This window comes from Pedococcus aerophilus (assembly GCF_039532215.1).
Classification (GTDB): Bacteria; Actinomycetota; Actinomycetes; order Actinomycetales; family Dermatophilaceae; genus Pedococcus; species Pedococcus aerophilus.
The window spans coordinates 203,396-228,667 of record NZ_BAAARN010000005.1 but is presented as its reverse complement, the minus strand read 5'-3'; the positions used below and the strand labels follow the sequence as shown (position 1 = coordinate 228,667).

At 74.0% G+C, this 25,272-nt stretch carries 22 protein-coding genes and 1 pseudogene; 16 read left to right on the top strand and 7 right to left on the bottom strand.

Annotated features, from left to right (window positions below; translation table 11 throughout):
• The first annotated feature begins 64 nt into the window (after window positions 1–64).
• A complete protein-coding gene (locus ABD286_RS17665; protein WP_344195912.1) occupies window positions 65–2,182 on the top strand; it encodes a hypothetical protein in 2,118 nt (705 codons plus the stop codon).
• 138 nt (window positions 2,183–2,320) lie between these two features.
• On the opposite strand, the gene ABD286_RS17660 is transcribed toward ABD286_RS17665, so the two are convergent.
• From ABD286_RS17660 to ABD286_RS17650, 3 genes are all read right to left on the bottom strand, one after another.
• Window positions 2,321–4,477: a cell wall-binding repeat-containing protein gene (locus ABD286_RS17660; RefSeq protein ID WP_344195910.1), complete on the bottom strand. Its 2,157-nt coding sequence runs from the start codon at window positions 4,475–4,477 to the stop codon at window positions 2,321–2,323.
• Between the two features lie 152 nt (window positions 4,478–4,629).
• Window positions 4,630–4,926, bottom strand: a complete 297-nt coding sequence (locus tag ABD286_RS17655; RefSeq protein ID WP_344195908.1) for a hypothetical protein — start codon at window positions 4,924–4,926, stop codon at window positions 4,630–4,632.
• Window positions 4,927–4,935: 9 nt separating this feature from the next.
• Window positions 4,936–5,724, bottom strand: coding sequence for an inositol monophosphatase family protein (locus ABD286_RS17650; protein ID WP_344195906.1), 789 nt, complete (start codon window positions 5,722–5,724; stop codon window positions 4,936–4,938).
• A gap of 178 nt (window positions 5,725–5,902) precedes the next feature.
• Between ABD286_RS17650 and ABD286_RS18925 the strand changes: the two are divergent.
• The 6 genes and pseudogenes from ABD286_RS18925 to ABD286_RS17625 all read left to right on the top strand — a co-directional run.
• Window positions 5,903–6,043 (top strand): annotated as a pseudogene (locus tag ABD286_RS18925) (type IV toxin-antitoxin system AbiEi family antitoxin domain-containing protein); the annotation flags it as partial.
• Window positions 6,044–6,049: 6 nt separating this feature from the next.
• A complete protein-coding gene (locus ABD286_RS17645) occupies window positions 6,050–6,865 on the top strand; it encodes a hypothetical protein (RefSeq protein WP_344195904.1) in 816 nt (271 codons plus the stop codon).
• A gap of 167 nt (window positions 6,866–7,032) precedes the next feature.
• Entirely contained in the window at window positions 7,033–8,175 is a 1,143-nt protein-coding gene (locus ABD286_RS17640) for a glycosyltransferase family 2 protein (RefSeq protein WP_344195902.1), read from the top strand.
• Window positions 8,176–8,194: 19 nt separating this feature from the next.
• Entirely contained in the window at window positions 8,195–10,210 is a 2,016-nt protein-coding gene (locus ABD286_RS17635; RefSeq protein WP_344195900.1) for a glycosyltransferase family 4 protein, read from the top strand.
• Complete coding sequence (locus ABD286_RS17630) at window positions 10,210–11,202, top strand: lysylphosphatidylglycerol synthase transmembrane domain-containing protein (protein ID WP_344195898.1); 993 nt, start codon at window positions 10,210–10,212, stop codon at window positions 11,200–11,202. The genes ABD286_RS17635 and ABD286_RS17630 overlap by 1 nt, the downstream gene beginning before the upstream one ends.
• A 9-nt stretch (window positions 11,203–11,211) precedes the next feature.
• Window positions 11,212–12,081, top strand: coding sequence for a class I SAM-dependent methyltransferase (locus tag ABD286_RS17625; RefSeq protein WP_344195896.1), 870 nt, complete (start codon window positions 11,212–11,214; stop codon window positions 12,079–12,081).
• Between the two features lie 109 nt (window positions 12,082–12,190).
• On the opposite strand, the gene ABD286_RS17620 is transcribed toward ABD286_RS17625, so the two are convergent.
• Window positions 12,191–12,892 (bottom strand): DUF3105 domain-containing protein, encoded by a 702-nt coding sequence (locus ABD286_RS17620; protein WP_344195894.1) that lies wholly within the window; start codon window positions 12,890–12,892, stop codon window positions 12,191–12,193.
• 88 nt (window positions 12,893–12,980) lie between these two features.
• Here ABD286_RS17620 and ABD286_RS17615 point away from each other — a divergent pair, with 88 nt between their 5' ends.
• Window positions 12,981–13,916 (top strand): DNA-3-methyladenine glycosylase family protein, encoded by a 936-nt coding sequence (locus ABD286_RS17615; protein WP_344195892.1) that lies wholly within the window; start codon window positions 12,981–12,983, stop codon window positions 13,914–13,916.
• Window positions 13,917–13,920: 4 nt separating this feature from the next.
• On the opposite strand, the gene ABD286_RS17610 is transcribed toward ABD286_RS17615, so the two are convergent.
• The 3 genes from ABD286_RS17610 to cofD are packed head-to-tail and all read right to left on the bottom strand — an operon-like array spanning window position 13,921 to window position 16,548.
• Window positions 13,921–14,487: a hypothetical protein gene (locus tag ABD286_RS17610; RefSeq protein ID WP_344195890.1), complete on the bottom strand. Its 567-nt coding sequence runs from the start codon at window positions 14,485–14,487 to the stop codon at window positions 13,921–13,923.
• Between the two features lies 1 nt (window position 14,488).
• Window positions 14,489–15,571, bottom strand: coding sequence for a coenzyme F420-0:L-glutamate ligase (cofE, locus tag ABD286_RS17605; RefSeq protein WP_344195888.1), 1,083 nt, complete (start codon window positions 15,569–15,571; stop codon window positions 14,489–14,491).
• Window positions 15,572–15,573: 2 nt separating this feature from the next.
• Complete coding sequence (cofD, locus tag ABD286_RS17600) at window positions 15,574–16,548, bottom strand: 2-phospho-L-lactate transferase (protein ID WP_344195886.1); 975 nt, start codon at window positions 16,546–16,548, stop codon at window positions 15,574–15,576.
• A gap of 160 nt (window positions 16,549–16,708) precedes the next feature.
• Between cofD and ABD286_RS17595 the strand changes: the two genes are divergently transcribed.
• The 8 genes from ABD286_RS17595 (at window position 16,709) to ABD286_RS17560 (ending at window position 25,269) form a co-directional block, all read left to right on the top strand.
• Window positions 16,709–17,002 (top strand): hypothetical protein, encoded by a 294-nt coding sequence (locus tag ABD286_RS17595; RefSeq protein ID WP_344195884.1) that lies wholly within the window; start codon window positions 16,709–16,711, stop codon window positions 17,000–17,002.
• A gap of 5 nt (window positions 17,003–17,007) precedes the next feature.
• Window positions 17,008–18,003, top strand: coding sequence for an FAD:protein FMN transferase (locus ABD286_RS17590; RefSeq protein WP_344196382.1), 996 nt, complete (start codon window positions 17,008–17,010; stop codon window positions 18,001–18,003).
• A complete protein-coding gene (locus ABD286_RS17585; protein ID WP_344195882.1) occupies window positions 18,000–18,560 on the top strand; it encodes a ferric reductase-like transmembrane domain-containing protein in 561 nt (186 codons plus the stop codon). The genes ABD286_RS17590 and ABD286_RS17585 overlap by 4 nt, the downstream gene beginning before the upstream one ends.
• Window positions 18,557–19,753 (top strand): formate dehydrogenase, encoded by a 1,197-nt coding sequence (locus ABD286_RS17580; protein WP_344195880.1) that lies wholly within the window; start codon window positions 18,557–18,559, stop codon window positions 19,751–19,753. Before ABD286_RS17585 ends, ABD286_RS17580 begins: the two co-directional genes overlap by 4 nt.
• Entirely contained in the window at window positions 19,731–20,003 is a 273-nt protein-coding gene (locus tag ABD286_RS17575) for a ferredoxin (RefSeq protein WP_344195878.1), read from the top strand. Before ABD286_RS17580 ends, ABD286_RS17575 begins: the two co-directional genes overlap by 23 nt.
• Before the next feature lie 251 nt (window positions 20,004–20,254).
• Window positions 20,255–20,470, top strand: coding sequence for a WhiB family transcriptional regulator (locus tag ABD286_RS17570; RefSeq protein ID WP_200947759.1), 216 nt, complete (start codon window positions 20,255–20,257; stop codon window positions 20,468–20,470).
• Window positions 20,471–20,527: 57 nt separating this feature from the next.
• Window positions 20,528–23,782, top strand: a complete 3,255-nt coding sequence (locus ABD286_RS17565) for a glycosyltransferase (RefSeq protein ID WP_344195875.1) — start codon at window positions 20,528–20,530, stop codon at window positions 23,780–23,782.
• A complete protein-coding gene (locus ABD286_RS17560) occupies window positions 23,779–25,269 on the top strand; it encodes a DUF5719 family protein (RefSeq protein ID WP_344195873.1) in 1,491 nt (496 codons plus the stop codon). Before ABD286_RS17565 ends, ABD286_RS17560 begins: the two co-directional genes overlap by 4 nt.
• Window positions 25,270–25,272: the final 3 nt, after the last annotated feature.

Sequence of the window (25,272 nt, the reverse complement as noted above, 5' to 3'; positions counted from 1 at the left end):
CGAGGGGTGGCGGCGTGGCGGGGTGTCGTCGGGGGAGCGGGCGCTGGCGCTAGCGTGGTGCAGTGTGAGCAGCCGCGAGCACCGCAGCTACCCGTACACCCCTGACACCGGCGACCTCCCGCTGCTGCGGGGTGAGGCGTGGAGCGGCTGGGTCGTCACCCGGACCGTCATGGGGGCGGCGCTCTGGCTGGTCCTCGGTGCCCTCGCAGCCGCGGTGCTGGCACTCGTCGGCCTCTGGCAGCCGTGGGTGGCGCTGCCGGTCCTGCTCGTCCTCGGGGCCGTTGCGTCCCGCCTCGCCGCCCGGGTGCCGGTGCGACCCCTGCCCGTGTGGTCGGCGACGCTGCTCGTGCTGCTCGCCGTGGGTTCGGCCGTCTGGGCCGGGAGCACCCACTCCGAGCAGGTCCTGCCACGGCGGGACTCCGGGTCCTACCTGCAGTCGGCGATCGAGCTGTCCACCGGGCACGCCAGACCCATCCAGGTGTCCGCCGACTCGGTCGGCGGCCCTGACGTGCTCGGCATCGACGGCGTCACGCTGGCCAGCCCGGCGTTCTACGCGACCGGGACGCCGCAGGAACCCACCATCCAGCCGCAGTTCCCGATCGGCACGTCCGCCTGGTACTCCGTCGCCTACTGGCTCGGGGGAGCGACCGCCGCCTTCTGGGCGCCGGCGGTCCTGTGGGGGCTGGCGGTCCTGGCCATCGGCCTCCTCGGGTCCCTGCTGGTCGGCCCCCGCTGGGGTCCGCTCGCGGCCCTCGGCACCGCCCTGGCGTTCCCCCTCGTCCACGTCGCCCGGTCCACCTACTCCGAACCGGTCTCGCTGCCGGTCCTCGCGGCCGCCCTGGCAGCCCTCGTGCTCGCGGCCCGCCACGCCACGGCGGCGCAGGTGGCAGCCGCCCGTACGGCCGCGCTCGTCGCCGGCCTGCTCCTCGGCGGCGCCATCGTCATCAGGGTGGACGCCCTGCGTGAGGTCATCCTCGTCATCCCCGTCGTCGCCCTCGCCCTGGTCCAGCGCCGGGCGCACGCGACGGTCCTGGGTGTCGCCACGGGAGTGTCCGCCGTCGTGGCGTTCGGGCTGACCTGGCTCACGTCGAGCCAGTACCTCGGCAGCATCGCCGGTTCGCTCCTGCCGCTGGTCGCCCTGGGCGTCGCCGTCGGTCTGGCGTCGACGGTGGTCGTCGTCGGTGCACGCCGCGGGAGGCCCGGGGGCACGCTCGTCCACGCGTGGCTGCCCCGACTGCTCGCCGGCGCCTTCCTCCTCGTCGGGGTGTTCCTCGCTTCCCGGCCGCTGTGGCAGGTCGTCCGTCAGTCGGCCGCCGACTCCGGTGCCCGTGTCGTGGCCGGGCTCCAGTCCCGCCAGGGCCTGCCCGTCGACGGCGGCCGCACGTACGACGAGCAGTCGCTGGTGTGGATGGCGTGGTGGGTCGGCCCGATCGCGCTCGCCCTCGCACTGCTCGCCCTCGTCGTCCTCGCCCACCGCGCAGGCTCGGCGTGGGTCGAGGGACGTGACCTCCCGTCGTGGGTCGGGCCCGCCGTGGTCGCGGTCGGCTCGACCCTCCTCACGCTCTACCGTCCCGGCATCACGCCCGACCACCCGTGGGCCGACCGCCGGCTCGTCGTCGCCCTGCCCGCCGTGGTGCTGCTCGTGGTCTCGTGCGCGGCGGTGGCCTCGCGGTGGTCCACCCGGCGCCTCCCGTATGCCGTGAACGTCGCCGTGTCCGTCGGTGTCGCCGCCGCACTGCTCGTCCCCACCGCCCTCGCCACCCGGCCGCACCTCGACGAGCGCGTCGAGCTCGGTGAGCTCGCTGCCGTCGACACGGTCTGCCGGCAGCTGCGCGCCGGGGACGTGGTGCTCATGGTCGACGCGCGCGCCGCCAACGAGTGGCCCCAGGTCGTCCGCGGCTACTGCGGGGTGCCCGCCCTGTCGACCACGACGGCGCTGCGCCAGGACCCACCCCGGCTGGCCCGGGCCGTGGACCAGGTCGCCTCGGCCGTCGACAGCCGCGGCGGGCGCCTGGTCCTGCTGGCGGCCGACTCGACGCAGGCCCTGACCGGGCTCGGCCTCGACACCGCCGTCGTCGGTGTCGACACCGTGGTCCGTGAGGACGCCCGGTTGCTCGAACGCCGTCCGGACGAGCTCGTCGAGCTGCCGATCCGGGTCTGGCTCGGCACCCCCAAGAGCTAGCTCCCGCAACAGAACCGGCCCCGCGCCATACGCGGGAGCCGGTGGAGTGGACCCGCGATGTCGGTGTGGCGCCGGGGATGCGGAAGGGGCCCGGTGATCGATGCCACCGGGCCCCTCCGATCGTGCCGAGCGTCCGGGTCAGCGCTGCGTGAACTTCAGGCGGGGCAGTGCGTCCGTGGTCGAACGGGTGACCTCGGCGCGAGCGTCGGCGGTCTTGAGCCGGCTGGGAGCCTTCCGGGTGGCGACGCCCTGCGCCTGATCCCACAGCGGGTTGTCGAGCGCCTCGACGTCGCGGCCCCACAGGGCGGTCTGCGTGCCGGCGGTGGACGCGACGTTGCGGAGCACCACGTCGCTGACGACACCCGTGCCGCCGAAGACCACCACGTCGTCGGTCGAGGAGCGCAGCGAGCGGGCGACGTAGTTGACGCTGTAGGGCACCGACGTCGGGCTGACGAGCAGCAGCGGCTGCTGCAGCGCAGCCATGACGGCACCACCGGTCACGGCGTCCGGGAAGGAGGTGCCGTTCGCGTAGCCGATCCCGGAGGAACCCGGGAACCAGCGCTGGGCGACGGACGCGCTGGTGGCGAAGCGGTCCGCGCCGGCGATCCGCTCGCCCGCCCGTGACCCGAAGGTGTCGACCGCCTGGACGGCCTGCCCGCCGATCGCGTGGACCTTGGTGATCGCGCTGCGTCCGTTGACGTAGGTCTTCACCGAGGCCGGGACCGCGGTCCCCTTGGAGAGCAGGACGGGGGCGTAGAACAGCGAGGCCGGCGGCCCGGCGGAGAGGGCGTCGGGGAAGTTGGTGCCGTCGGCGAGGAAGGCGCTGGTGCGGCTGCCTGCCGGGAAGCTGGACGTCGCCTTGTCGAGGGTCTGGGCCACCGCGACGCTCGTGGCAAAGCGGTCTGCGCCGGAGATGCGGAAGACCCGGAACCCCTGTGCCGCCAACGCGTTACGGACGTCCTTGGAGATCACGCCCTCGCCACCGACGATGTAGACGAACGGGTCGACGGCGTCCTCGGTGAGGCGCTTGAGCTCGGCGAGGACCCGCGGGTCGAGCTTGGCGCGGGGGTTGATGAGCAGCGGCGCGCCGTAGGCGCCGGCCAGCGGGCCGGCGACGAGCGCATCCGGGAAGGACTCGGAGCTGGCGAGGATGGCACCCTCCGACCCGTCCGGCCAGCCGTACCGGCTGGCCGAGATCCCGGTGCTGATGCGGTTCGAGCCGCCGAGGCGGTCTGCGGCCGCGTTCGCGGTGACGGCGCGCCACGACGGGGTGGCGAAGCTGCGTCCGGTCGCACCGACGACCTCGTCGCTGCTGGTGACCACGACCTGCCCGGTGGCGCCGACGAAGGTGTCGCCGACCTTGTCGAGGACCGTGAGGGCGCTCGTGCCGCAGTCGGGCGCGGCGGCGACGAAGGCGAGCGACCTGCCGCTGGGGGAGAAGGTCGGGCGCTGTCCCTCGCAGGCCTCGCCGAGCAGGGCCACCTGGACGGGTCCGTCGGCTCCCTCGACGACGAACACGGCGGGGCCGTCGTCCCCCGTGCCGACGAAGGCCAGCGTGCCGTCGTTGCTCACGACAGGGTCGTGCGCGTCGAGGTCGCCGAAGCCGAGCGGGACCGGCGCATTGAGCGGGGTGCCGCCGTAGGGGTTGCCGCTGCGGGGCAGGTCGACCTCGACGGTGGCCAGGTCGCGCAGGCCGCTCACGGGATCGGCGACCGTGAGGACCACGGACAGGCCGTCCGGGGTCGGGGCAGCCACCCCGGGATCCGTGGCGAGGGCGGGCGTGAGGGCATCGGAACGGTTGGCGCCGCTCCAGGCTGCGCGCACCGTGATGGGACCGGACCCCAGTGCCGTCGCGGTGGTGGACTCACCGAACGGTGACCAGAGCCCGGGGACGGAACGGTTGACCACCGGGACGAACTCATGTGGCTGGGAGCCGCCCGACACGTCGAAGCCGCCGGCACCGACGCGGGCGAGGGCGTCGCCACCGGGCGCCCACGCGACGTCCTTCGCGGAGTAGCTGGTGGAGTAGTCGACGCGGGATCCCTCCCGTCGGAAGCTCACGACCCGCCCCGACGCCGGGTCGGTGCCGGAGACCAGGGCCACCGTGATCTCGCCGTCGACCGAGGTGGGCGGCACCCACGGCAGGCTGTGGAGGGTGGGATCCCACCCCTGTCCGGTGGCCGCCGAGGCGGGGGTGGTGGCGCAGACGCCCGTGGCCGTGGCGAGCAGGGCCGTGCCGAGGCCGAACGCCAGCGCGCGGCGGGCGGGGATGTGCGTGCGGACAGGAAGGTTCATGCGCGAGTCTTTTCCCTGGGAGCGACGTGGCCGATCAGCCGCAGAGAGGTTAACCCCGGGAATTCAGACATTTCGCACGGTTGCACAAACACGCAGCAGCAGTCCGAAGTCCTGTCCGAACGGCTGAGGCCGTCGGCTCCCGGCACCACGGATCAGCCGTGGAGGACCCAGGTCGACACGGTGCCGTCGGGGCCCCGCAGGCGGCCGGTCGACAACCTCTGGCGGACCTGTCTGCGCACCTCGTCGACGTCCGCGTCAGGCGCGTCGAAACCCACCGTCACGACGTGGTCTACCCCCTCGACCGTGACCGCCGTGTGGTGCGGCCAGCGGCAGTCGCCGTCATGCTCCCAGTGACCGCACAGGGCCACGGTCACCGCACCGCCCAGGGCGGCGGGCTCACCCACCAGCTCGCGCACGCGGCATACCTGCTCGTGGGCGAAGCCGGCCACGTCGGGGACCTAGCGCCGCGCGAAGGCGTCGGCGGCGAACCGGCGCACCGCGGTGAAGGTGCCGCGGTCCGCGGCGACGATGATGCCGGGCGCGAGCACCGTTGGTGCGTATGGCGTCCCGTCGGTGTGCCCGACCACACCACCCGCCTCGGTGACCATGAGCGAACCGGGTGCGTGGTCCCAGGGACTGTTGCGCGCGTAGAGGATGTAGTCGGCCGCACCCTCCATCAGGCGCGGGTAGTCCACGCCGCAGCAGACCCACGAACCCACCAGGGCCGGGAGCTTGCCGAGGGCGTGGCCGCGCAGGGGCCAGATCGAGGTGACCCCGCGCGGGGGGACGCCGTCGGCAACCGGCTCACGGGTGACGCGCTCGCCGTTGCGGTAGACGCCGGCGCCCTTCTCGGCGACCCAGGCGACCTCGTGCTCGGGCTGCCAGATCCAGGCGCGCACGGTCTCGCCGCGCCGCACCTCGCTCACCATGACGGCATGGTCGGGGGAGCCGTGGACGAAGTTCTTGGTGCCGTCGACCGGGTCCACGGTGAAGGCGTGCTCGGCCTCGACGAAGCGGTCGAGGGTGCTCGGGTCGGTCGACGTGCGTTCCTCACCGAGGACGAACGCGCCGGGGAACGCCGCCTCGAGCTCGCGGGTGAGGATCGCCTCGGACTCCTGGTCGGCGATCGTGACGAGGTCGCCGGGGTTCTTCTCCATGACCTCGCCCTCGGCGAGCGACCTGAACCGCGGCGTGATGACCTCGGCCGCGACGGTCTTCATGAGGTCCAGCACCTGTCCCGTGTCCACGACCCCACGGTTCCACACCCACCCCCGACCCGCCCAACCCGCCCACCCCGCCCTCGTCTCGAGTCTTTGATGGATCCGACGGACCCCGACCCGTCAGATCCCTCAAAGACTCGGGGGTGGGTGCGGGGGCTGTGGACAACTGACGGGGTGCTGATCGCGAAACCGCCACCGTGGGGCCGTGCCGATCGACTGGGGAGTGCTGCGCAGGTGCGCTGATGGGCAGAACGGCTTGCTCACCCGTGGCCAATGCTTGCGAGCGGGTATGTCGCCCGACGCGCTGGCCTGGCGCGTCACGTCTGGGCGGTGGCGGAGGGTCTACGAGGGCGTGTTCCAGACCTTGCCGGGGCGTGCGGACTGGACGACCACGGCCACCGCGGCTCTCCTGCACACCATGTCCGGTGGCGCAGCCGCTGATGCTGCGCTGCGGGGGGAGAGTGCCGCCTACGCGTGGGGCCTCCGGGCGACCGCACCACCGATCGTCCACCTGGTCATCCCTCAGCGGCGCACGGTGACCCGGCAGCCGGGACTCGTGGTGCGCCGCTCGATGCGCTGGGACGACCTGATCGACGATCGAGCGTTTCCATGGCGGACGACGATGCGAGCCACGGTCCTCGATGTCGCGTCGGCCGGCAGTGCGCTCGATGCCCTGTCGATCGTCGCCAAGGCCGTGCAGAACGAGCTCGTGACGCCCAGTGAGCTGCTGGCCGAGATCACGGCACGAGGTGGTCACAAGCACTCCCGGATCCTGCGACCGGCGCTGAGCGACGTCCGGGACGGCGGTCAGAGTGGTTCCGAGCTCCTCTACATCCGGGACGTCGAGAGGGCTCACGGTCTGCCCCTGGCGGTGCGCCAGTCGCCCTCACATATCGGTCGCCACCGGCTGCACGACAACGAGTACGTCGAGCAGAAGCTCATCGTCGAGGTGGATGGCAGGCTCGGGCACGAACGATGGTCGGACCGGGTCAACGACGGTCGACGCGATCGTCAGCTGCTGACATCCGCACGCCTGACCACGCGGGTCTTCTTCGCCGACGTCAACATCCAACCCTGTGTCACGGCCTCCGAGATCGCCGCGATCCTGGCCACCCGCGGCTGGCGAGGGCGTCCGCGCCGGTGTCGCCGCGCAGGTTGCCCCTGCTGACCGCAGTCTTTGATGGATCCGAGGGACCTGTACCCGTTGGATCCCTCAAAGACTCGGCTGGGGGAGGTGGGGGAGGAGAGGGCGGGTCGGTATGGCGCGGCGCGCGGGGGTGGGGATCGCTCACCTGGGCGTGGGGGCGGCGGCCGACGGGTAGGCTCGGCGGCGAGATGAGTGAGCACACCAGCACCGGTCCGGCAGTCCCCGTGACGGCCCCCACTGCCGCCCCCGAGACCGAGATGATCCCGACGACCGCGAGCGCGCCGACCACTTCCCAGGCGCCCGCCCCGGCCGGCACGGCCACCTCGGCCGGCACGGCCGCAGCGTCGGTCACCACTGCGGACGGGCAGCTCGGCATGCACCCGGCCGACGTCGCATACCTGCCGAGCACCGCGGGCACGCCGCAGACCGCGCACGACGCGGACAAGCCGTACGTCACGATCGTCCTCCCGTGCTTCAACGAGGGCGAGCACGTCCTGAAGGAGATCGACCGCATCACGGCGGCGATGAACTCCAGCGAGTTCACCTACGAGCTGCTCTGCATCGACGACGCCTCCACCGACGACACCCTCGAGGTCCTGCACCAGGCGGCCCGCGACTACGCCAACATCCGCGTGATGCCGTTCCGCCGCAACGGTGGCAGCGGCACCGCCCGCCGGATCGGCACCCAGCAGGCGTACGGCGAGATCGTCGTGTGGACCGACGCCGACATGACCTACGAGAACGAGCGCATCCCCGAGCTGGTCCGCATCCTGCGCGACGACCCGTCCTACGACCAGGTCGTCGGCGCACGCACCACCGAGGAGGGCACCCACAAGTGGGCCCGCGTCCCGGCGAAGTGGCTCATCCGCAAGATCGCCGAGAAGCTCTCCAACCAGAAGATCCCCGACCTCAACTCGGGTCTGCGCGCCTTCCGCCGCGAGGTCTCGCTGCCCTACCTGCGCCTGCTGCCCCCCGGCTTCAGCTGCGTCACGACGATCACGCTGGCGTTCCTGTCCAACCAGCACGACATCAAGTACGTCCCGACGAGCTACGCCAAGCGCGCCGGCGTCAGCAAGTTCCACTTCGTCCGCGACGCCTACCGCTACATCCTCCAGGTCCTGCGCATGGTCATGTACTTCGACCCGCTCAAGGTCCTCATGCCCCCGGCCCTGTGGCTCATCGTCATCGGCCTGGTCAAGGGTGTCGTCGACATGGTCCGCCACCCCTTCTACTTCCCGGCGAGCACGGTGCTCCTCATCGTCAGCGGCATCATGATCGGTTCGCTGGCCTTGCTGTCCGACCTCGTCGTGCGTTCGCGCACGGGCGTGTGACCGCCCTGAGGTATGCCGCGTGGCCGGCCCCCGCGGGCGGGTCGGCGATCGCGGGGGGACCGCTGCGGTGACGCCGATCGCCGCCCTCAAGGTCGCCGTCGTCGGGCCGACGCACCCCTACAAGGGCGGCGTGGCCGCGCACACGACGAGCCTCGCGCACGAGCTGGCCGAGGCCGGTCACGACGTCACTCTCGTGTCCTGGTCGCACCTGTACCCCTCGAAGCTCTACCCCGGTGAGCAGGCCGTCCCCGGTGGCGCGCCCGACGTGGAGCCGTTCCCCCGGACCGTCCGCGCCCTGAGCTGGGCCCGCCCCGACACCTGGGTGCGGACCGGTCGCCGCCTGCGCGGGTTCGACGTCGTCGTCGTGGTCCACGTCATCCCGGCGGTCGTCCCGGCCCACCTGGCCCTGCTGCGCGCGGCGGGGGCCGGTCGTCGCGCGGTCGGCGCCGCGGGGGCCAAGGGCCGCGCCGACCGCAGCGGCCCGCGCACCGTCGTCATCGCGCACAACGTCCTGCCGCACGAGACGCACCTCGGCGACCGTGAGCTGATGCAGCAGCTCTTCGAGCGGGTCGACGCGGTCCTCGTCCACAGCGACGAGCAGGCCCGGCTCGCCCACGAGCTGCACGCCCCGCGCGTCTCGGTCACCGACCTGCCGCCGCACCTGCCAGGGGGAGCGCCCGTCGACCGCGCGGGGCACGACGGCCCGCCGCGGCTGCTCGCCCTCGGGATGGTCCGGGAGTACAAGGGCGTCGACCTGCTCATGGAGGCGCTGGCCAAGGTGCCCGGACCCACCCTCACCGTCGCCGGGGAGATGTGGGGGAGCAGCGGCGAACGCGTCAAGGAGCTCGCCCGGGACCCCCGGCTGCGCGACCGCGTCGAGGTGCACGGCGGGTACGTCCCCGCCGACCGGCTCGCCCCGCTGCTGGCCTCGCACGACGTCCTCGCGCTGACCTACCGCAGCGCCACCGCGTCCCAGAACGCCCTCCTCGGCCGCCACCACGGCCTGGCCGTCCTCGCCTCCGACGTCGGCACGTTCGGCGCGCAGGTGCGAGACGGCGTCGACGGGCTCCTCGTGCCGGCCGGCGACGAGGAGGCCCTGGTCGCCGCGCTCCGTCGACTGGCCGAGCCCGGCTACGCCGACGAGCTCCGGGCCCGGGTGCGACCACCGGACCTGTCCGGTCCCTGGGCCAACTACCTCGGCACGCTCGAGGCGCTCGCTGCCGTCGAGCCGGCGACGCTGCCGGACGACGACGACACCGACCCGGTCGTCCCCGACGCCGGGACGGCCCCGGCACCGCCCGTGGGCCACGGACCGTCCGCCGTCGTCGGCCACCTGCGCCACCGCGTGACGTCGGCCGTGCGTGGGTTCGTCGCCGCCTCACGACCCGAGGTCGAGCTCGCGCGGGGCGACCTGCCCGAGTGGATCCGGGCCTCTGACATCCTCGCCGACGGCCACGACGCCGACGAGGCGAAGGCCTTCGCCAAGAGCCTCGGGCTGCCGCGCTGCGGCGACGGCATCGCGGCCTGGGCCGCCCTGGGTGCGCTCGCTGCCATCGTGCGGGTCAAGGACGACGGCCGCCGCAGCGCAGTCATCGTCGACGAGTCGGGCACCCGGTCGCCGCTGTCGCGCTGGGCGAGGTCCATCGGGTTCGCCCCCGTCGAGCTCGAGCTCACCGGCCACCGGTCGAGCGTCGAGGTGCTCGACGTCGACACGGCCTCGCTCGACGTCATCGTGCGCCTGCACCCCGGCGGCTGCGACGCGGACGACATCGACGAGGCGATGAGCCAGGCGAGCTGGGCGCTGCGCTCCGGGGGCCTGCTCTGCGTCACCCTCCCCATCGGTCCCTCCAGCGCAGAGGGTGCGCTCGGCCCGGCCGACGTGCGCGGGGTGCTGGCCCGCTCGCACGACCTCGGCTTCGTCCTCGTGGGAGACCTCGACGGCGACATCACCGGGCGGATGCGGGAGGCGTCGGGCACCTCGACCCGCACCGACACCGCATACGGGCTCCTGCGACTCACGCTGCGGCGGCGCTGATGACGCGCGCCAGGCTCTTCACCGTCCTGCGCATCGTGCTGGCGCTGCTCGTCGTCACGGCGGTGAGCATCGCCGTCGCCCGCAACTGGGCCGAGGTGTCGACCGACATCCGCAACATCGACGGCAGCACCTTCGCGCTCGCGGCCCTGCTCGTGTGCCTGCCCCCGATCTTCACGCTCCTCGGGTGGCGGGTGCTGCTCGCCGACCTAGGGACGAACCTGCACGTCGCCCCGGCCGGCGGTGTCTTCTTCGTGGGACAGCTCGGCAAGTACCTGCCCGGAGCCGTCTGGAGCATCGTCGTGCAGGCCGAGATGGGCATGCGGCTGCAGATCCCGCGCCGGCGCTCGGCCGTCGTGGCGTTCGTGACGGTGGCGCTCGCGGCGATCGCGGGGCTGCTCGTCGGAATGCCCGCGGTGCCCCTGCTCCTCACGCGCGGCGACTCGGCGACCACCGGCTGGGTGGTCCTGCTCATGGTCCCGCTCCTGTGCCTGGTGCTGTGGCCCAAGCTGCTCAACTGGCTCGTCGCGACCGTCCTGAGGGTCCTGCGCCGCGAACCCCTCGAGCGCGAGCTCTCCGGCCGTGCCGTCCTCGGTGCCAGCGGCCTGTTCGTCGCCGCGTGGATCTGCTCGGGCCTGCACGCGTTCGTGCTCGCGCGGGGGACCGGCGTCGACTACGACACCCCGGCCCTGGCGCTCGCGACCATCTCCGGGTTCGCGCTCGCGTCCTCGCTGGCGATGTTCAGCGTCATCCTGCCCGCAGGGGTCGGGGTGCGCGAGGGCCTGCTCGTCCTCATGCTCGCCCCCGTCACGTCGACGTCGGCAGCGACTGCCGTGGTGGTCCTGTCGCGCTTCCTCACCGTCATGGCCGACGTGCTGTTCGCGCTGCTCGGATGGCTGTACGCCCGCTCGCACCACCTCATCACCACCCGCGAGGAACGCGAGCAGGACCCTCAGCAGGACACGGTCGTCGTCGACGGCCCGACCGGAGGATAGATTGCCGCAATGACCACGCCAGACGAGGCCGCTCCCTCGGGCCAGGTGGCCGCACCGCCCGGAGGACCCCTGCTCGCCATCGCCAAGCGCGGCGCGGAGCGCGTGCTGTGGGGGAGGGTCGCCGTCCAGCGCCGGGCCGAGGCCCGACGTGGGTATGCCGCGAACCGTCCCGTCCCGACCTCGGTGGCCCCGACGGCGGTCCTGCGCACGCGCGCCGACTGGGAGCGGGCGGTGGCCGAGGGCCGTCACCTGCGCCTGCCGCTGCACCGCGACCAGCCGAAGAACTGGGACGCCCTCGGGGCCGTGGGTGCCGTCCTGTCGATGGCCGACGACGGCAGCCGCTCCGCCCGGGTCATGGACGCCGGCAGCGCCCGGTACTCGCCCGTGCTGCCGTGGCTGCGCCTCTACGGCCTGGGCGCGCGCCCGGGCTCGCTCATCGGCATCAACCTGGAGTTCGGCGACGAGGTGCACCGCGACGGGGTGGTCTTCCGCCACGGAGACGTGACGGACACCGGGTTGCCCGCCGGCTCCCTCGACGCCATCACCTGCATGTCGGTCATCGAGCACGGTGTGCCCCTCGAGGGGTTCCTGCGCGAGAGCGCCCGCGTGCTGCGTCCCGGCGGGGTGCTGTGCGTCTCCACCGACTACGACCAGTCGCCGCCCGACACCACGGGGCGGATCGCCTACGGCAGCGAGGTCAAGATCTTCTCGCCCGAGGACATCCACGCCCTCGTGGCGACGGCGGACGCGGCGGGGCTCGACCTCGTCGGCGACCTGTCGACCTCCGACGCCCTCTCGCACGAGGAGCGCCCGGTGCACTGGGACCGCGTCGGCCTCGACTACACGTTCATCCTGCTCACCTTCCGCCGCCGGCGCTGACCTCGCGCGGCCCGGCAACGGGCGCACAGACAGCTGTGCCGCCCGCGGTGAGCGGACGGCACAGCTGTCGTGGCGTGGTCGCTGCGGGAGCAGGACCGGTGGGCGCCGATCAGGGGGCGCCGGGCTCCTGCGTGTCGCTGGCCGGGTACTTCTTGACGAAGTCGACCACGGCCTGGCCGGACAGGTCGCCGCACATCTGGCGGTGACCGGCGTCCTTGGCCCAGTGGACCAGGGCGTAGGGCTTGCCCGCGGGGAACGCGCCGCGGGAGGCGTCCCACTCGACGACCTTGAACTTGCCGGTCGACTCGGGGAGCTTGTTGCCCTTGTCGGCGACGTCCTGGAGCAGCGCGGTGTCCTTGACCTTGCTGCCGTCGTACCAGAGGACGGTGTAGCCGTGCTCGAGGTTGTGGACCAGGGTCTCCAGGGCCGGGCGGTCGTCCGCGGAGTAGAAGTCGCGGCCGCTCACGTCAGGGGTGGCGAAGTGCGCGCCGTGGCTCGGGGGGATGGTGTCGTAGTCGACCGAGGTCTGGTCGGGCTTGTTCGAGCCGGGGCCGACGTGCTCGCCGGTGCCACCACCGGAGTCGGTCGTCGGGGCGTCGCAGCTCGCGGCGGCCACGGTGACCCCGAGGTTCTGCAGCTGCTGCGACTTCGCGTCGTTGATGGCGTAGAAGATGACACCGCCCAGGCCCACCAGGAGCACGGCGACACCGGCGGCGATGCCGGCCTTGACCTTGCGCTCCTTGGCCTTCTGCTGGTTCTGGATCTCGGCCAGTCGGGCCTTGCGGTCCTGGCTCGCACGCTTGTTGCTCACGGGTTCCTCGGTGGCTCGGGGTCGGGTCGCGCAGAGTCTACGTGGCCCACCTGCGGTCGTTGTCACCCCAACGCGCGACACTGGCCCCATGTCCCCGACGCCCGAGCAGACCCGCGTCTGGCGTCCCTCGCGGCCGGTCTCGGTGGGGTTGGTGATCTCCGTCCTGCGTCGCGGGGGTGGCGACCCGACCTTCCAGTCCGATCGCGGGCAGGGTTGGTGGCTGGGCCTGCCCACGCCGCAGGGGCCGGTCACGCTGCGGCTCGTGCAGCGGTCCGACGACGGTGAGGTGAGCGCCTGGGCGTGGGGCCCGGGGGCCGACTGGGCCCTGTCCCAGGTGCCCTCGCTGCTCGGCGGCGACGACGACGAGAGCGGGTTCGTGGCTCACCACCCGCAGGTCGCCAGGGCCCACCGCCGGTATGCCGCGTGGCACGTCCCGCGGTCGGGCCTGGTCCTGCACGCGTTGGTGCCGGCCGTCATCGAGCAGAAGGTCACCGGGCAGGAGGCGTTCGGGGGGTACCGCACGCTGGTCCACCGGTTCGGTTCGCGGGCTCCGGGTCCTGGGGAGGCCCGCAGGCTCTGGGTCGCCCCCGACGCCGCGACCTGGGCCGCGGTGCCGTCGTGGGAGTGGTTGAAGGCCTCGGTCGACGGGGCCCGCTCGGGCACCGCCGTCCGGGCCGCGAAGTCCGCCGGCCGGTTGGAGGAGTGCGCCGCGATGTCCACCACGGACGCGCGGGCCCGGCTGCGCGCCATACCGGGCATCGGGGTCTGGACGTCCTCGGAGGTGGCGCAGCGAGCCCTGGGCGACGCCGACGCGGTGAGCTTCGGCGACTACCACGTGGCCAAGAACATCACCTGGGCCCTGCTCGGGGAGGCCAGGGACGACGACGTGCTGGCCGAGCTCCTCGAGCCCTACCGCGGGCACCGGTACCGCGTGCAACGGCTGCTCGAGCTCGACGGTCAGTTCCGTCCCAGGCACGGCCCGCGGATGTCGCCGCGGACCCACCTGCCGACCAGGCGCGGCTGAGGACTCAGCTCGTCGACGCCCGGGACGCGGGCTCGTTGACGATGCGGCTGCGCAGGTGGGCGAGGTCGCCGGGGTCGACCGCGGCGACCGGCACCGAGAAGACGATGTGGTTGCGGGGCTTGACGACCAGCACGTCGTCGACCTGCGACACGTGGCTGATCGCCTCGTAGGTGAAGGAGTGCGCGACCTCACCGACGGCGAACGTCACCGTGTCGGCCGTGATCCGCGACCCGATGACCGTCCCGGGCGGGCACTGCTGGGCGAGCACGTTGCGGAGCTTGTGCATCGTCGAGAGGTACCAGCTGACCCAGGTCGTGGGCGCCGCCATGAGGGCGACCAGGACCGTCGCTCCCAGCGAGAGGCGTTGCTGCGCAGGGGAGATCGTCGGGGTGGCCACGAGTAGCGCCACGGCGAGGGCGGCCACGACGACGAGCCAGGTGAGCAGCACGTTGCGCCACACGCGGGGGTCGCGCGCGGCGAAGTCGACCAGCGCACGGGCCTGCCGGCGCGGCAGCCCGGCGTCCGCGACGGTCGAGACCGTGCAGCCCGTGGGGCCCGACTGCCGCTCCACGTCAGTGGATCCGGTGGCTCGCGCGCAGCGTCAGGCTGTCACCGCCGGCCTCGGTGGGCACGACGGCGTCGATCCCCTCTCCCCACAGGGCCACCTGGAGCCGCGCGACGACGACGCCGAGCTCGTAGGGCGTCGCTGCGGACACCTGCAGGTCGAGGCTCGCGGCGTTGTCGTCCCCGGCACCGGTGCTCCCGTCGGCGCGGCCGACATCCACGCCGGCGGTCTCACACTCGCGCAGGGCGACGGCCGCCGCGCGGGCGATGCGCTCGGCGAGGGATTCTGGTGCGACAGAGGGGATCCCGACCTCGCGGGCGGCCTCGGTGCCGGGGCGGACTCCCAGCGCCGACCGCACCGCCTCGGCGTGACCGAGCGCGAACCAGTCACCTGCTCCGGTCCGGACGAGGCTGCGGGCCCCTGCTCCGTGGGTCTCACCGGCCCACGGGGTGCCGCGCACGACGGCGGCCGGGACGGCGTCGGACTTGCCCTTGACGAGGTCGGCGGCCGAGGCGATCTCGTCCGCGACAGCCCGCGCCGTCACGGCGAGCGCGCGGCCGTCGGCGTCCACCGCACCGCGGAGGTCGTCGAGGACGTCGACCCCGCTGGCGCCCAGGGCGAAGTCGGTCTGCCCGCTGCGCCAGGGGCGGCCGGCGGTGTCGCTGAGGACGACGCCGAGGCGGCCGAGCCCGGTCGCCGCCAGCAACGCCTCGCGCAGGCGCTGGGCCTCGGCGTCGGGGTCGGCCGGGAGCACGAGCACGTCGTCACGGTCGCCGGTGTTGGAGGCGTCCACGCCGGCGGCGGCCATCACCGGGCCGGCCACGGCCTCCACGACGGAGGTGAGTCGGTCCTCCGAGCGGCGTTCGGCAACGGTGCGCATGGTCTGGGCGGCGATCGCCAGCGACCGGTCCCTGCCGTCGGCCCACAGCCCGAGGGCCTTGGAGACGACCTTGCTCGAGACGACCAGGACGTCACCCTCCTCGAGGTCGGCCCCGCGCGCCCGCAGCGCCGTGACCAGCAGCGCCGCCAGGTCGTCGTCCTCCCGGACCTCGGGGACGCCGGGCACCGGGATGACGCGCAGGTCGGGCACGGTCAGGCGCCCTTGAGCTCGAGGGCGAGGTCGAGGGCCGCGCCCGCCAGGTCGGCGGCGGCGTCACGGTCGGTCATGAGCAGCGGGCGGCCACGGACCGCCGCCTTGCGCAGCCGCACCTGCGGCTCGTCCTCGGTCGCGACGAGCCAGCCGTCGAGGAAGTCCTCGTAGAGACCGGCCACGGCGCTCGGGGTGCACTCGACCCCGATGGTCGCCAGGCACGCGTCCGCGTGGCCGCGGACCGGCATGCCACCCACCAGCGGGGAGACGCCGACGACGGGAGCAGCGCTGCCGCGCAACGCATCCCGAACTCCCGGGACCCCCAAGATGATGCCGATCGAGACGACGGGGTTGCTCGGCGGGAGGATGACGACGTCGGCCTGCCGGATGGCGTCGAGGACGCCCGGGGCCGCGGTGGCGCGGTCCATCCCCACGGCGACGAACCGCTGCGCCGGGATCGACGCCTGGTGGCGCACCCACCACTCCTGGAAGTGGATGGCGCGCTGGCCCTCCTCGTCCTCGACGACCACGTGCGTCTCGACGGGGGAGTCCGTCATGGGTAGCAACCGGATCCGCTGGTCCGGCAGCCCCCAGCGCTGGGCCAGGCGTCCGGTGACGTCCGACAGGGACAGGCCCTGCCCGAGCCACTGCGAGCGCACGACGTGGGTGCCGAAGTCCAGGTCCCCGAGGGCGAACCACTGCGGCTCCGCCCCGTATGCCGCGAGCTCACCCTGGAGGCGGTGGCTCTCGTCCGCGCGGCCCCAGCCCTGGCCCTCGTGGATCGCACCACCGAGGGTGTAGAGGAGGGTGTCGAGGTCGGGGCAGACCCGGAGTCCGAACAGGCTGATGTCGTCACCGGTGTTGCCGATGATGGTCAGCTCGCTGTCGGCGAGGTCGGGGGTGCGGTCCAGGTGGGTGCGGAGGCCGCGCAGGAAACGGGCACCTCCGACGCCACCGGCGAGTGCCGTGATGCGCATGCCCGGAAGTCTCTCAGCCGGTTCGCCCCCGGCGCTCGCCGGGCCGACGTCCACAGCAGGTGCACAGACACCCGGCACCGGACCCGAAGCCTGCGCACAGCCACGGCACAGACCCGCGGGCGACGGTGGAGCTCCACCACCCGCAGAAGGGACACCTCCCATGAGCCACCCCCGCAGCCCCCTGAGCCTGGCCCGTCGCTGGACGGCCGGCGCACTCCTCGCCACCACGCTCGGTGCCGGCGCGATCGGGGTCCACCTCGCCGCGGACCAGGGGACGACCACCGCCAGCTCCGACGGCACGGGCTCGAGCAGCTCGTCGGACGACACCTCCTCCAGCGCCTCCACAGGCGCCTCGTCCGGCGCCTCGTCGGACTCCGGTTCGTCGGGCTTCGGCAGCGTCTCCGGGGTCACCTCGGGCGGCGGCCAGGCCCAGTCCAGCACGAGCGGGTCGTGACGACGATGGGCACCAAGGCCTCGCGCGTCGCGCAGAACGTCTTCACCGCCTCGGCGTCCTTCGACGCCATCGGCACCCACCACCACCTCGTCGTCACGCGGCCCGAGTCCCTCGGGGGCGCCATCGCCATCGCCCGCGACCACCTGCTGGACCTCGATGAGGCGGTGTCCCGGTTCCGCGCGGACTCCGAGGTCAGCGTGCTGGCCCGCCGTCAGGGGCACGACGGCGTCAGCATGCTCGTGTCACCCGTCTTCGCCTCCAGCCTCGCCGCGGCGCTCCGCGTGGCCCGTCTCACCGACGGGCTCGTCGACCCCACCGTCGGGCGCGCCGTGATCGCGTCCGGCTACGACGCCGACCTCGCCCTGGTGCGCGCCCGCAGCGCCCGCAGCGCCCGCAGCGCCCGCAGCGTTCGCAGCGACGAGGGTCCGTCCGTCCCGGGGTGGCGTGTGGTCGAGCTGGACCTCGGCCTGCGCCGGCTGCGCGTGCCTGAGGGGACCGTCCTGGGCCTGGGCGCCAGCGCCAAGGCCCATGCCGCCGACACCATCGCCCGGCTGCTCGCGGGCCGGCTGGAGGGTGGGTTCCTCGTGAACCTCGGTGGCGACCTCGCGTTCTCGGGTGAGCTGCCGCAGGGCGGCTGGCAGGTCGGCGTCGAAGGCACCGACGGCGAGGTCCGTCAGGTCGTGGCCGGCCACGGGCAGGCATTCGCGACGTCCTCGACGACTCGGCGCACCTGGACCTCGAACGGCGAACGCCGCCACCACATCGTCGACCCACGCACCGGACGCACCGCACCGGTGGTCTGGGAGCAGGTCACCTGCGCGGGGGTGAACGCGCTGGAGGCCAATGCAGCTTCCACTGCGGCGGTCGTGCTCGGGGACGAGGCCCCCGGCTGGTTGGAGGCCCGCGGCATACCGGCACGGCTGGACCGGGCCGACGGCGGACCGGTCGTCACCACCCCCGGGTGGCCGCGGCCCGGCGAGGACACGAGGAGCGCGGCATGAACGAGGTCCTGTGGTTCGCCTCGCGGGCGACCGGCACCGCGAGCATCGTGCTCCTCACCGCCGTCCTGGTCCTCGGCGCCCTCACCGCCGGGCGACGGAGCCGGGCGGTGAGCCAGACGGTCGTGGTCGGGCTGCACCGGTCGCTGGCCCTCGGGACCTCGGTCTTCCTGCTCGCCCACATCGTCACCGCCGTGGCCGAGACGTACGTCGACATCGGCTGGGTGTCGGCCGTCGTGCCGTTCACGGCGGGCTACGAGCCGGTGTGGGTCGGCCTCGGCACCCTCGCCTTCGACCTCGTCCTCGCCGTCGTCACCACGTCCCTCCTGCGCCACCGGCTTTCACGGCGCGCCTGGCGGGCGGTGCACCTCACGGCATTCGCGCTGTGGCCGCTGGCTCTGGTGCACGGCTACGCCATGGGCACCGCGGACCAGCCGCTGCTGCGCCTGGTCCCGGTCGCCTGCGCCGTCGTGGGGTGCCTCGCCCTCGCGTGGCGGGCGATGTCCGGCACCGCCGACCACGACCGACGCCGCGCCGTCCTCGTGCAGGAGTGGTCATGAGCCTGGTCGACCTCCTCGAGCAGGCCGGCCTCACCGGCCGCGGTGGCGCCGCCTTCAGCACCGCGACCAAGGTGGCTGCCGCCCACCGCCACGGGGCGAGCCTCATCGTCAACGCGTGCGACGGCGAGATCGGCGCCGTCAAGGACGCCTTCGTCGTCGAGCACCACCTCCCCGAGCTCGTGCGCGGCGCGACCCTCGTCGCCGGCAGCAGGGTCCGGTATGCCGCCCACCGCGGCTCCGCGACCGAGGCCCGGTTGCGGGTGGCCGGGCTCGACGTCCTCGCGGCGCCCGCGAGGTACGTCTCGTCCGAGGAGACCTCCCTCATCTCGCTCGCCCGGGGCGGCCTGGCCAGACCGATGACGAAGCGGGCCCCGTTCGTCGCCGGGGGAGCGGACAGCGACGGACGGCGCATCGCCCCGACGGTCGTGCTCAACGCCGAGACCCTGTGGCGGGTGGCCCAGGTCGTCGACCGCGTCGACGGGCCGACGTGGTTCCGCGGCCTCGGGCTCCCGGACGAGCCCGGCCCCCGCCTCGTCGCCGTCGGCGGCGCTGTGCCGAGGCCGGGGATCGTCGAGACGGTGGCCGGTACACCCTTGGCACAGCTGCTGGCCGCAGCAGGCGCAGACCCCGGTCGGACCGGTCCGGTCGTCATTGGCGGGCTCGGAGGCGTCGTGCTGCGACCCGAGGAGGCGGCCACGGTGACGTGGTCGCGGGCCGGCCTCGCGCCATACGGAGGATCGCCCGGTCCGGGAGTCGTCCACGTGCTGGACCCCGCCGTGTGCCCGGTGGACGCGCTCGCGGCGTGGCTCGACCACGCCGCCGGGGAGAGCGCCGGCCAGTGCGGGCCCTGCATGTTCGGCCTGCCGGCGATCGCCGCCGACTGGCGGGAGCTGGCTGTCCCCGGGGCCGGGCTCCGGAGGACCGCTCCAGCGTGGGATCGGTCGGTCCCGGGGCCGGCCGAACCGGGGCCGGCGGGCGGGAACGGCCACGTCCACCGCGCCGCACGGGAGCGGCTCGAGCGGCGGCCCCGGTCGGTGAGGGGGAGGGGCGCCTGCCGCTTCCCCGACGGGGTCGCGGGCCTGGTCACCTCGGCCCTGCGGGCGCTGTCCGACCACCTCGACGACCACGCCCGCGGCCGCTGCGCCGCAGGCCAGACCCCCAGGAGCAACCATGACCACGCCCTCGCCCGCTGACCACGCACTCGCCCCACGCACCTCCCGGTCCGCTCGTCCCGAGCCGCCCGTGCTGCGCGTGGACCGGGTCGCCTGCACCGGTCACGGGGTGTGCGCGACCCTGCTGCCGGGCAGCGTCCGTCTCGACGAGTGGGGGTACCCCGTGGTGCTCGGAGCAGACGACGGTGGACGCGACGACGGGGCCGAAGCGCGGTCCGCAGCGGTGCTCTGGTGCCCGGCTCGAGCCCTCTACGTCGACCGCCCGAGCTGACCTACGCCACGTGGTGGAGACTGCTGCGTACCCCGTGCTCAGCGTGGTGCTGGGGACGGCGGCGGGACGCCACGCCACTATCAAGGTTCACAGAATCGGGCAAATATCAGACTTCCGCTTGACGAACCACGTATGACACGCGTGTAATTCCATTGTTGTCATCGGGTCGGTGGCAGCAACGGCACCGGGTCGAGGAGGAAGCCGTGCACGAACTTCAGTTGGTCGCCCTGGACGGCGGCGACGACACAGAGATGTCCTGGCAGGAGCGTTCGCTCTGCGCCCAGACGGATCCCGAGGCGTTCTTCCCCGAGAAGGGTGGCTCGACGCGCGAGGCCAAGAAGGTCTGCGTCGGGTGCGAGGTGCGGTCCGAGTGCCTCGAGTACGCCCTGTCCAACGACGAGCGCTTCGGCATCTGGGGCGGTCTGTCCGAGCGTGAGCGCCGCAAGCTCAAGAAGCGTGCGGTCTAGTCGCCCCGGAGGCGACATCCCCGTGACGCACTCATGACACTTGCTCCACCCCACGGCATGACCGACGCCTCCGCCGGCCCCGCCGTGTCGGGGGCGACGGTGACCGCGGTGCTCCTCCTGCGGGGCCCTTCGTCGGCACTGGGGGAGACCCTCGACTCCCTCGCCCGCCAGACCCGCCAGCCGGACCGCCTCGTCGTCGTCGACCCCGGTGGCGACGGCAACGCCGTGGAGGTCGTCCGCGCCCATGACGGCGTCGCGGCGGCTATCCCCGACACCGTCTACGTCACGGTGCCCGGGACCGCGTCGGTCGCCCGGGCTGTGCACGATGCGCTCGACGGCCTCGAAACCGTTGCAGCACAGCAGGACCCGGATGCCGAGGCGGTGGCTCGCGAGCACCTGTGGGTGCTGACGTCCGACAGCGCGGCCGCCCCCATGACGCTGGCCCGCCTGCTCGACGCGGTGCGCGGATCCGACTCGGTCGGGATCGCCGGTCCCAAGCTCCTCGACTGGACCGTGCCCGGGGCGCTGCGCTCGGTCGGCGTCCAGCTGACCCGCACCGGACGGGTCATCCCTTCTCCCGTCGTCGGTGAGCCCGACCAAGGACAGTACGACCGCCGCTCCGACGTCCTGGCCGTCCCGGCGACCGGGATGCTCGTCGAGCGCGAGCTCTTCGACCGCCTCGGCGGTGGTGACAGCGTCCTGGGCGCGTTCGGCGCCGACGTCGACCTCTCGTGGCGGGCCCACCAGTCGGGTCGGCGCGTCGTCGTGGTCCCCAGGGCGACGCTGCGCACCGGCGCGACAGCCCTGCCGGCCGACCCCGGCCACGTCGAACCGGCCGACGCCGGGCTCCTCGGCGACCTCGGCGACGTCGGTCCACGTGTCGACCACGGCAGTGACCGTGACAGCACGACCCGACGGCGTCGGCAGGCCCGGCGAGTCGCCCTCACCCGTTGCGCCTGGTGGTCGCTTCCGTTCCTCACCGCGTGGATCGCCGCGTCGAGCGTCGCCGCCGCCCTGGCCCTGCTCGTGGCCAAGCGCCCGCGCGCCGCCTGGGCCGAGCTGTCCGATGTCGGTGCCGTGCTGACCCCCTGGCGCGTCCTCGGTGCCCGGTGGCGCTCGCGGGGCACCCGGACGGTGCGCCGTCGTGACCTGGCCGGGCTGTTCGTCCCGGCATCGACCGTCCTGCGCCACACCGGCGACCTCGTCCACGACCAGGTGGCCTTCGACGACGGGCACATGGGGAGCACCACGACCAAGGACGTCGTCGAGCCCGGACCGGTCGACGAGGACGTCCAGGACCTGCACGTGCTGGGTTCCACCTGGGCCTCCCGCCTGTCCCGCAACCCCGGTCTGCTCGCCGTCCTGCTCGTCACCGTCACCACTGCCGTGGCGTCCAGGTCCCTCGGTGGCGGCACCTTCGACCGGATCTCGCAGGGCCTGGTCGGCGGGGAGCTCCTCGGCGTCCGCGCCACCGCCGGCACGACCTGGCACGCGTGGCTCGACGGCTGGCACGGCGCCGGCCTGGGCCAGTCCGGCGAGCAGGGCCCGCACCTCGTCGTCCTGGCCGCCCTCGCCTGGCTGCTCACCCACCTGCCCGTCGTCGACGCCCCCGACAGTCCGGCGGGTGCGGCGATCGCCGTGCTCGTCACGCTCGCGATGCCGCTGGCCACCCTCACGGCGTACCTCGCCGGTCGCGTCGTCACCCGCTCGGCCTGGCCGCGCGGGCTGGCCGCACTGGCGTGGGGGAGCACCGCGGTGCTCACCACCGCGGTGGCGGCTGGTCGACTCGGCGCCGTCGTCGCAGCGGTGCTGCTCCCGCTCGTGGTGGCCGGGTTCGCGCTCGCCGCCCGGGCCGGCGGGTCGGCCACGGTCACGGCGGCGACCGTCCTCGGGACGGCAGCGCTCGGGGCCTTCGTCCCCACCTACCTGCCCCTGGCCGCGGTCGTCGCGATCGCGGTGGTCGTGCTGGGCCACGGTGCGGCCCGGGTCCGCGGCCTGGCCCTGCTCGTCGGCCCGGTGCTCCTCCTCGGACCGTGGGTGCAGACCCTCGCCGAGCAACCGCACCTCCTGCTCACCGGCCCCGGCTTGTCGGTCTGGGGTCAGGGCCAAGCCCTGCCCTGGGAGCTTGCGCTGCTTCACCCGGGTGGCCCCGCGTCATACCCCGTGCTCATCTCGGCCCCCATCGTGCTGGCCGGCGTCCTCGGCCTGGTCCGCGGCGGTGCGGGCCGCGGGTGGGCGGCCACCGCCCTCGCCGGGCTGGGCCTGGTGGGCCTCGCGTATGCCGTCGTGGCACCGCGCCTGGTCCTGGCCACCGTCCCGGTCGGCGAGCCCGGTGCGGGGGACCCGGTGACCGCGTGGTCGGGGACCGGCTTGTTCCTCCTGGCGCTCGCCCTGCTCGCGGCGGCCCTGCTCGGCACCCAGGGCCTGGCCGTGCGCCACGCGACCGGGGGCTGGGTGGCGCTCGTGCGCTGGCCGATCGCCGCCGCCGTCATCGTCTCCGTCATCGCCTCCCTCGGCTGGACCACGTGGCGCACGCTCGGCGACACCCTCGGCACGTTCACCGACCCACGCCCCGCGGTCGCGATCGACCAGGCCGAGAGCGGCGTCGCCAACCGCATGCTGCTCCTCGAGCCAGAGGCCTCCGGGCTGGCCTGGTCGCTGCTGGGGCGCGAGCCGGGCGAGGTCGCCCGGGTCCTGCCCGCGACCACCGCGGGCCGTCCCGACCCGACGGCGCTGACTGCCGCCGTCGGCCACCTCTTCGAGACGGGCGCGGCCCCCCGCGAGCTGGACCCGGCCCGCGACCTGTCCGACCTCGCGGTGGGCTTCGTCGGCCTGCGGACCGACGGGTCCGACCCTCGCGTCCGCGTGCTCGACGGAACCGCCGGGCTGAGCCGACTCGGTGAGCACGAGGGCGTGACGTTCTGGCGGGTCCTGCCCGGTGGTGGTCAGGCGCGCGACGACGCCCTCGCCCCGGCTCGCGCGCGACTCGTCACAGGCGCCAGCGAGCAGGCGCTGCCCGTCGACGGCGACCACGCGCGGCTCGTGGCGCGCGCCGTGGTGCCGCCCAAGACGGTGCTCGTCCTCGCCGAGGCGTCCGAGTGGGTGCGCCACGCGAGGGTGAGCGTCGACGGCGACGTCGTGGCGCCCAGCAGCGACGGCGCGACCTATGCCCTGCCGGCCGGCGCTCACTCGATCTCGGTCGAGGTGCTGCCCGTCTCCCCGCTGTGGCGCTGGGTCCAGGGCGCCGCGCTGCTGCTCGTCGTCTTCCTCGCGATCCCGTTCGGGACGCGCGCGTCGAGGAGGCGCCGATGAACCCCCTGGTGACCGGCGTCGCCCGGGCCACCGTCGTCGCCGCGGCCGGGGTCGGACTCGTCCTCGGTGCAGCCCAGGTACAAGGCGCCCTCGCGGTCGGCCCCGCCCCCGCGGCAGTCGACACCGCCCGCAGCGCGACCGACGCGGTACGTGGCTCTGCCGTCGCCTGCCCCGGTCCCGAGCTCGAGGGCGTCGAAGGGCTGGACGACGTCCAGGTGACTCCCCGCGTCGCCGCGGCCTCGGCCCCGCTGCGCACGCTCACCGGCACCACCCCTTCCGCCACCCCGGGCTCGCTGGTCCTGACCCGGCTCCCGGGCGCAGCCGCGGGCGCGCCGGTGACCGGTCGCGCCGCCAACGCCACGACCGACCTCACGGCGGTCACCGGCGCCCTCGTCACGGCCACGCAGTCGCTGGCCCCCGGGCTCGCCGCCACGCAGTCCTGGCTTCGGCCCACCGGGGACCGCCGGGCGCTCGTCTCGGCCCCCTGCACCGCGGCTGCGGCCGAGTCCTGGATCCTCGCCGGTGGCGGGGCGCCCGGACGGCAGGAACGACTGGTGCTCACCAACCCCGGCGGCAACCCCGTCACGGTCGACGTGACGTTGCACGGCCCGGACGGAGCCGTCGCCACCTCGCAGGGCAAGGGCCTGGTCGTCCCGGCCCGCGGTCGCACCGCCTTCCTGCTCGACTCGATCTCCGGTGACCTGACGGCCCCCGTCGTGCACGTCGTCGCCGAGGGCGGCGTCGTCTCCGCCGTGGTCAACGACCTGTGGCTGGACGGCACGCGGTCGGCCGGCTCGGACGACGCGGTCCCGGCAGCAGACCCGTCCCGCGACCAGGTGGTCCCGGCCGTCCAGGTCGACGGCGCCGCCGTGCTGCGGGTGGCGGTGCCCGGCGACGGCGAGGCGGTCGTCCAGGCCCGCGTGCTGACCCGCCAGGGGCCGCGGGCCCTGCCCACGGGCGGTGTGACCCGCATCGACGGGGGACAGGTCCGCGACATCGACCTCAGCAAGCTGCCGAAGGACGTCGTCGCGATCCAGGTGCGCGCCGACGTGCCCGTCGTCGCCGGTGCACTCGTCACCCGCGGCGTCGCACCGGCTCCCGGTGACCTCGCCTGGACCTCCTCCACACCTCCGGTCACGGGGGTGGCAGGAATGCCGCTGGTGGACCCGGCGGGTGCTGCCAAGCCGCTCGCGCGCCAGCTGGCGCTGACGGCGACCGGCGCCCCGGCCGGGGTGGAGGTCGTCACCGTCGATGCCCGCGGCGAGCAGAAGTCGGTGCGACTCACCGTCCCCGAGGACTCGACGGTGGCCGTGGACGCCACCGGGTCGCGCTCGGTGTGGGTGCACCGGACGTCGGGCACCGGCGAGCTGCACGCGGGAGTCGTGTCCACCCTGGCCGACGCGTCAGGGACCTTGGTGACCACCACGCCACTGCGCGACACCGCCCTGCGGACGACGACCGTCGGCCTGCGCGAGGTCCGGCGCTAGACG